A 6,458-nucleotide genomic window follows, 5' to 3' on the forward strand; every position below is an offset into this window, starting at 1 on the left:
GGGGCACCGGAAGGTTGCCCCGGTCCGCGGCTGTCACCCGGTTGCGCCACAGCTGTCACCGGGCTGTCGCGTGCGGCCCGTCAGCCGGTGCCGTCCGTGGTGACGCGCCCGCCGGCCGGGTCCGCCGGGCAGGAGCTGCCGCTCGCGGGCAGCGAGCCGTACAGCAGGAAGTCGTCGATCTTGCGGTGCACGCACCTGGAGGAGGAGTAACCGGTGTGGCCCTCCCCCTTGTTGTCGAGCAGCACCGCCGACGGACCGAGCCGGCGGGCCGTCTCCTCCGCCCACCGGTACGGTGTCGCCGGATCGCCGCGCGTGCCGACCAGCAGCATCTTCGCCGAGTCCACGTCCCGCACGCGGTCGCGGATGAAGTCGGTGCCCCGGGGCCGGCCGTAACACATCAGCAGCTGGGTGAGCCGGTAGCGGCCGAACACCGGTGAGGCCTCGTCGTAGGCGGCCCGCAGGTCCGCCAGGTCCTTGGTGAGCCGGGCGGCGGCGGGCCGGTCGGGGTCGTCGGCGCAGTCGACCGCCATCAGCGCGGCCGGCAGGTTGTCCGCCGGGACCTCCTGCGCGTCGACCAGTCCGCCGTCACGGCGCTGCCGGCCGGCGGACAGGTTGATGCCGCCCGTGGAGAAGGCCAGCACGCGCCGGGTGTCGCCGTCCTCGACCAGGGACCCCAGCGCACGCTCCAGCGAGGGCCACAGCTCCTTGCTGTACAGGGCCTGCCCGATGGCGCCCACCAGGTCCTGCCCGGAGAACGCGCCGCCGAAGTCCGTGGGCACCGGGTCCCGGTCCAGCGAGCGCACCAGCCGGAGCACTTCGTCACCGGCCGCGCGCCGGTCCTGCCCGAACGGGCAGGCGACGTCGGCCGTACACCAGTCCAGGAAGTCGTCCAGGGCCGTCTGCTGGCCCTCGGCACCCGCCACGCCCTGTTCGGCCAGCGACTCGGTCAGCGTGTCGACGCCGTCCAGGGCGAGCCGGCCGACCTTGCCCGGGAACTGCGCCGCGTACACCGCGCCGAGCCGGGTGCCGTAGGAGAACCCGAGGTAGTTGAGCTTGTCGTCGCCCAGTGCCTGGCGGATGACGTCCAGGTCGCGGGAGGCGTTCACGGTGCCGATGTGGGGGAGGACCGGGCCGGAGTGCCGGGCGCACTGGCCGGCGGCCTGCCGCAACCGATCGAGCAGCACCTTCGGACGGCCGAGGTCGGCGTCCTTCCCCGCGAGGCCCGCGGCCACGTCGCTGCCCTCCCCGCAGCTGACGGGGGAGGACCGGCCGACACCGCGAGGGTCGAAGGAGACCACGTCGTAGCCGTTGGTCAGGCCCATGAACTGCTTGCCGCCGGAGGCCAGCTCGGTGATGCCGGCGACGCCCGGGCCGCCGAAGTTGAGCAGGACCGAGCCCCGGGACGTGCCGGTGGCGCGGTAACGGGCCAGCGCCAGGTCGAGGGTGCCGGCGTGCGGACGGGCGTAGTCGAGCGGGACGGTGACCTTCGCGCACTGCAGGTCCTTCGGCATGTCCGGGCCCTGGCAGGCGGCCCAGACCGGCTTCTGCCGGTAGAACCGGGACAGGTCCGGCTGCGGCCGGTCGGCGGCAGCCGCCGGCAGCCCGGCTCCGAGCAGCGCCAGGGCGAGGGCCGAGGCACCCGCGCAGCGGCGCACGGCGGACCGTGTGGACAGCTTGGCCAGCATGGTCGCCTCCCGGGGCGCACGCCCGCCACGGACCGGGGGCGATGCCCTCGGATCACCATAAGCGGGCCCCGGACGGCCCGCCTCCCGGCGGGCGGGGCGCCCGCAGCCGGCGTACACTGCGCGTTCGCCATCACCCCTTGGATGATCATCCTGCGGCTTTGCACACCGTTCGACAACAGTGCCGCTCGATGGGGTGAAAGACCGATACGCCATCACCCGGACGGTTCGTCTGCGTTTTTAGTGGTGCGGGTGAATACCCGCGATGACGTCTGGAAGGCAGGAACCCTATGAGACGGGCTACCCGAAACGGTGTGATCGCCGTCGTCGCCGCATCCGGCGCGATGGCCGTGGCACTGCCGGTGTCCGCCGCCTTCGCGGCCGGCGGTGCCGACGCCGACGGCTCGGTGGCCGGCTCGCCGGGGCTGGTCTCCGGCAACGGCATCCAGCTGCCGGTGCACGTGCCGGTGAACGTCTGCGGCAACACGGTGAACGTCGTGGGACTGCTCAACCCCGCCGCGGGCAACACCTGCGCCAACACCGGGGGCGGCAGGAGCGAAGGCACGGGCAAGGGGGCCGCGGCGGCCGGCTCCGGCGGGGCCGTGGCGCACGGCGCCGCCAGCGACTCGCCCGGCGTCCTGTCCGGCAACGGCGTCCAGCTCCCCGTCGACCTGCCGGTGAACGTCAGCGGCAACAGCGTCGACGTGGTCGGCATCGGCAACCCGGCCCTGGGCAACCGGTCGGTCAACGGCCCCGTCGAGGCCCCCCGCCCGGCCCCCCACCCCCCGGCCGTGAAGCCGAGGGCCCCGAAGCCCCCGGCCCACCACACCGCCGCGCACACCCCGCGGACGACCACGTCCACGCTGGCCCACACCGGAGCGGACCTGACGGCCCCGGCCGTCGCCGGCAGTGCGGCGCTCCTGCTCACGGGCGCGATCCTCTACCGCCGGTTCCGCCCCTCCTGACCCGCGCCCGGTCCCGCCGGGTGCCGTCCCGGTGGGCCGACGCGCCTCGCCACCGCCCCGGCACCGAGCTCCCCGGTGCCGGGGCGGGCCGGTGCCGGCCGGCGAGCGGTACCGGTCCGCGCCACAGCACCCGCGCGGCGCTCCCGTTTCGGCTGATCTCCCCGTGGCGCGCCCCCCGTTGATCCGCGAGGATGCTGCGGGCGGTGCGGCCGAGGGCCGGGCCGCACGGCAGGCGAACCCGATGAAGCCCGATGAAGCCCGATGAAGCCCCATGAAGACGGAGCGTACCGATGACCTCTGCGGCCCCCCAGGACCTCGTCGTCACGCAGGCCACCCTCGCCGACTGGCCGGTGATCAGCGGGTGGGCGGCGGCGGAGGGGTGGAACCCCGGGCTGTCCGACGGCCCCGCGTTCTTCGCGCAGGATCCCGAGGGGTTCTTCCTGGGCCGGATCGACGGCGAGCCGGCGTCGGCGATATCCGTCGTCCGCCACGGCCCCGACTTCGCGTTCCTCGGCTGCTACCTGGTCCGCCCCGACCTGCGCGGCCGGGGACACGGTCTCACCACCTGGAAGACGGCCCTCGCCCACGCCGGGAACCGGACCGTCGGTCTGGACGGAGTCGTGGCCCAGCAGGACAACTACCGGCAGTCCGGATTCCGGCTCGCCCACCGCACCGTCCGGTTCACCGGTACCGCCCCCGAACGCGCGACTCCGGCCGGTGTGCGCCCCGCCGTCCCCGCCGACCTGGCCGCCCTCACCGGCTACGACAGTGCCTGCCACCCCGCCGACCGCCCCCGCTTCCTCGCCGCATGGCTCACCGCGCCCGGCCACCGGGCCCTCGTCCGCGAGGACGGCGGCCGGCTGACCGGCTACGGCGTCATCCGCCCCGGCCACGACACCCTGCGCGTCGGCCCGTTGTTCGCGGACACCGCCGACGACGCCCGGGCCCTGTTCGACGCGCTGACCGCGGACGCGGCCGGCCGGGAGGTCGCGATCGACGTGCCCGAGCCGAACGCGGCCGGTGTCACCCTCGCCGAACAGGCCGGGCTGCGGCCCTCGTTCGAGACGGCCCGCATGTACACCGGGCCGGTCCGCGCGTACGCGGCGCAGCGGGTGTTCGGCGTGACCACGCTCGAACTCGGCTGAGACGCGGCGAGCTTCGCCGAAGCAGCGGCGGTACGGCTCCCGTACCGCGTCCGCCAGTTCCGGCACCGGGGCGATCTCCCGTGCGGGCAACGTGCGGGCAGTGCCCGCCGGAGGTGTGGACGATCGCCACAGCCCGCTCCCGGAGCGTCGGATGCGCCGCCGCCCAGCGGGCCGGCTCCACCCCGCGATGCCGGGTGCGGTCACCGCCCCCACCCGGTTGCGGCTCTCCGCCGCCACCGGGCCGTCCCCGGCCACGAGCACCGGCCCGAACGGCTCGGCACCGGCCTCCAGTGCCTCGGCCGCCGGCTCCAGGCAGCGGCGCTGGTACCGCTGGTTCACCGTGCCGTACCGTCGCAGCAGGAACAGGGTCACCGTCAGCACCGGGCGGATGCCGGGGCGCACGGCGACCCGGGACAGGGGGACGCGCGCGTGCGCCGGCTCACCCGGGAAGGCGGGCACCCGCAGCCGTGTCCAGGCCACCAGCAGCACGGCGAGCACGGCGAGCGTCGCGAACGCGGTCCGCCAGCCCACCGCTCCCGCCAGCGCGGTACCCGCGGGCACGCCCAGCGCCAGGGCCAGCGTGATCCCGGCCAGCACCACCGCGATGGCCCGGCCGCGCCGCTCGGCCGGCACCATCCGGGCCGCGTAGCCGGCGAGCATCGCCCACAGCGTGCCGCCCATCGCCCCGGCCAGCAGCCGGGCCACGACGGTCAGCGGATACGACGACGACAGTGCGACCAGTGCGTTGCTGACGGCGAAGCCCAGCAGCGCGCCGCACAGCACCGGCCGCCGGGGCAGCCCGCGCAGTGCCGCGGTGACCGGGATCGCGGCCGTGAAGGAGGCGGCGGCGTACGCGGTGACGAGGAAACCGATCCGGGACTCGGCCACCCCCAACGGGGGCGCCATCGCGGGCAGCAGGCCCGCCGGCAGGAGTTCGGTCAGTACGGCGGTGAACGCGGCGCAGGACAGGGCGAGCAGCCCCGACCAGGGCAGCCGACCGCCCCCGACCTGGGAGGACGACATCATGCGACCATGGTGGAAGCTTCACACCAATGTGAGGGTCAAGCGCCACCCGGGGAGGCCCACATGCGGATCGGCGAACTGTCCCGCCGTACGGAGGTGCCCACCCGGCTGCTGCGGTACTACGAGGAGCAGCACCTGCTCCATCCGGAACGCACCGGGAACGGCTACCGCAGCTACCCGGAGTCGGCGGTCGCGCAGGTGCGGCAGATCCGCGGACTGCTCGAATCCGGCCTGACCACGGAGATGATCCGGGCGATCCTGCCGTACCTGTGCGACCCCGGCCGTCTCGTGCCGGCCCCCGAGTCCGTGCCGCCGGAGACGGCCGCCCTGTTGGAGGAGCACATCGGCCGCATCGAGGCCCGGATCGACTGTCTCACCCGCAACCGGGACCGGCTCGCCGCCTACCTGGCGGCGGTACGGCCGCACGACGCGCGCCGGCGCGTTTAAATCGCTTGGTCCGTCCGGCCGTTCGTGCTGAAGTGACGCCCATGGACCACGCTGCCGTGCTCACCGCGTACGACCGGGACCTGCGCGAGGGTGCCCGGCCCGACGGGCCCGGGGCCCGGATCGAGCGGGCCGGCCGGGTGGTGCGCCAGGTCGCGGACCCGCTGGGCTGGAACGGAGTGCTGTGGTCGGGTCTGGAGGCGGCGGAGGCGGACCGGGCCATCGGCGACCAGATCGACCGCTTCACCGGTCTGGGACGGGACTTCGAGTGGAAGCTCTACGGTCACGACGGGCCCGCGGACCTCGGTGACCGGCTGCTCGCCGCGGGGTTCCGGGCGGAACCCACGGAGACGTTGATGGTCGCCGAGGTGGCCGCGCTGGACCTGGACACCGCCCCGCCGGCCGGCATCCGCTGCGTGGCGGCCACCGACCCGGCCGGCGTGGATCTCGTCGTGACCGCGCACGAGCGGGCCTTCGGCACCGACGGCACCGCGCTGCGGCACCAGATGCTCGCCCGGCTCGCCGCCGACCCCGGCACGGTCGTCGCGGTCGCCGCGCTCGCCGACGGCGAACCCGTCGCCGCCGCCCGCATGGAGCTGGTCCCCGGCACCCCGTTCGCCGGACTCTGGGGCGGCGGCACCGTCGAGGCCTGGCGCGGCCGGGGCATCTACCGGGCCCTGGTCGCCCACCGCGCCCGTGCCGCCGCCGGCCGGGGCTACCGCTACCTGCACGTCGACGCCTCGGCCATGAGCCGCCCGATCCTGGCGCGCCTCGGGTTCCACGCGCTGGGCACCACGACGCCCTACGTCCACGAGGCCTGACTCAGCGGCGCGCCTGTGCCCGGTCCAGTGCGGCCACGCCCACGGCCGCCAGGGCGATCTGGATGAACCATTCGATCCAGTCGGGCCCCTTGGTGTCGGCGACCCCGAACCCGGCGGCGATCGCCGAGCCCAGCAGCGCGGCCACGATGCCGACGACGATCGTCCACAGGACGCCGATGTGCTGCCGTCCCGGGACGACGAGCCGGCCCAGCACACCGATGACGATCCCGATGACGATGGCGCTGATGACGCCCGATATCTCCATGGCCGCCCTCCCTTGACGCTTGTGCGGTCGAATCCCGCTGAGGTGGTATGTGCCCGCTGTGGGCGGAGCCACTCCGCTCCGGTCGCCGCCGGGCGCCTCTGTTCACCAGCCCT

6 protein-coding genes and 1 pseudogene are annotated in these 6,458 nt (G+C 74.9%); 4 read left to right on the forward strand and 3 right to left on the reverse strand.

Annotated features, from left to right (window positions below; all coding sequences use genetic code 11):
• Positions 1–80: 80 nt before the first annotated feature.
• Positions 81–1,685, reverse strand: coding sequence for an alpha/beta hydrolase (locus IE312_RS03010; protein ID WP_189978011.1), 1,605 nt, complete (start codon positions 1,683–1,685; stop codon positions 81–83).
• A 287-nt stretch (positions 1,686–1,972) separates the two neighbouring features.
• Between IE312_RS03010 and IE312_RS43950 the strand changes: the two genes are divergently transcribed.
• Both IE312_RS43950 and IE312_RS03020 read left to right on the forward strand, forming a co-directional pair.
• Positions 1,973–2,647: a chaplin gene (locus tag IE312_RS43950; RefSeq protein ID WP_189978013.1), complete on the forward strand. Its 675-nt coding sequence runs from the start codon at positions 1,973–1,975 to the stop codon at positions 2,645–2,647.
• Positions 2,648–2,937: 290 nt separating this feature from the next.
• Positions 2,938–3,792, forward strand: coding sequence for a GNAT family N-acetyltransferase (locus IE312_RS03020; protein ID WP_189978015.1), 855 nt, complete (start codon positions 2,938–2,940; stop codon positions 3,790–3,792).
• A 471-nt stretch (positions 3,793–4,263) separates the two neighbouring features.
• Here the strand turns inward: IE312_RS03020 and IE312_RS38590 are convergent.
• Positions 4,264–4,818 (reverse strand): annotated as a pseudogene (locus IE312_RS38590) (MFS transporter); the annotation flags it as partial.
• Between the two features lie 60 nt (positions 4,819–4,878).
• Between IE312_RS38590 and IE312_RS03030 the strand changes: the two are divergent.
• Together IE312_RS03030 and IE312_RS03035 are read left to right on the forward strand one after the other, a co-directional pair.
• Positions 4,879–5,262, forward strand: a complete 384-nt coding sequence (locus IE312_RS03030) for a MerR family transcriptional regulator (RefSeq protein ID WP_189978017.1) — start codon at positions 4,879–4,881, stop codon at positions 5,260–5,262.
• A gap of 41 nt (positions 5,263–5,303) precedes the next feature.
• On the forward strand, positions 5,304–6,080 hold the full coding sequence (locus IE312_RS03035; protein WP_189978019.1) for a GNAT family N-acetyltransferase: 777 nt from the start codon (positions 5,304–5,306) through the stop codon (positions 6,078–6,080).
• Between the two features lies 1 nt (position 6,081).
• Here the strand turns inward: IE312_RS03035 and IE312_RS03040 are convergent, their stop codons facing one another.
• Entirely contained in the window at positions 6,082–6,345 is a 264-nt protein-coding gene (locus IE312_RS03040; RefSeq protein ID WP_189978021.1) for a GlsB/YeaQ/YmgE family stress response membrane protein, read from the reverse strand.
• Positions 6,346–6,458 lie beyond the last annotated feature (113 nt).

This window comes from Streptomyces capoamus (assembly GCF_014654935.1).
GTDB classification, from domain to species: Bacteria; Actinomycetota; Actinomycetes; order Streptomycetales; family Streptomycetaceae; genus Streptomyces; species Streptomyces capoamus.

Bases quoted from the DNA above. Each gene is read 5' to 3' on its own strand.
- IE312_RS03010 (WP_189978011.1), bottom strand. From the start codon at position 1,685: ATGCTGGCCAAGCTGTCCACACGGTCCGCCGTGCGCCGCTGCGCGGGT.
- IE312_RS43950 (WP_189978013.1), top strand. From the start codon at position 1,973: ATGAGACGGGCTACCCGAAACGGTGTGATCGCCGTCGTCGCCGCATCC.
- IE312_RS03020 (WP_189978015.1), top strand. From the start codon at position 2,938: ATGACCTCTGCGGCCCCCCAGGACCTCGTCGTCACGCAGGCCACCCTC.
- IE312_RS03030 (WP_189978017.1), top strand. From the start codon at position 4,879: ATGCGGATCGGCGAACTGTCCCGCCGTACGGAGGTGCCCACCCGGCTG.
- IE312_RS03035 (WP_189978019.1), top strand. From the start codon at position 5,304: ATGGACCACGCTGCCGTGCTCACCGCGTACGACCGGGACCTGCGCGAG.
- IE312_RS03040 (WP_189978021.1), bottom strand. From the start codon at position 6,345: ATGGAGATATCGGGCGTCATCAGCGCCATCGTCATCGGGATCGTCATC.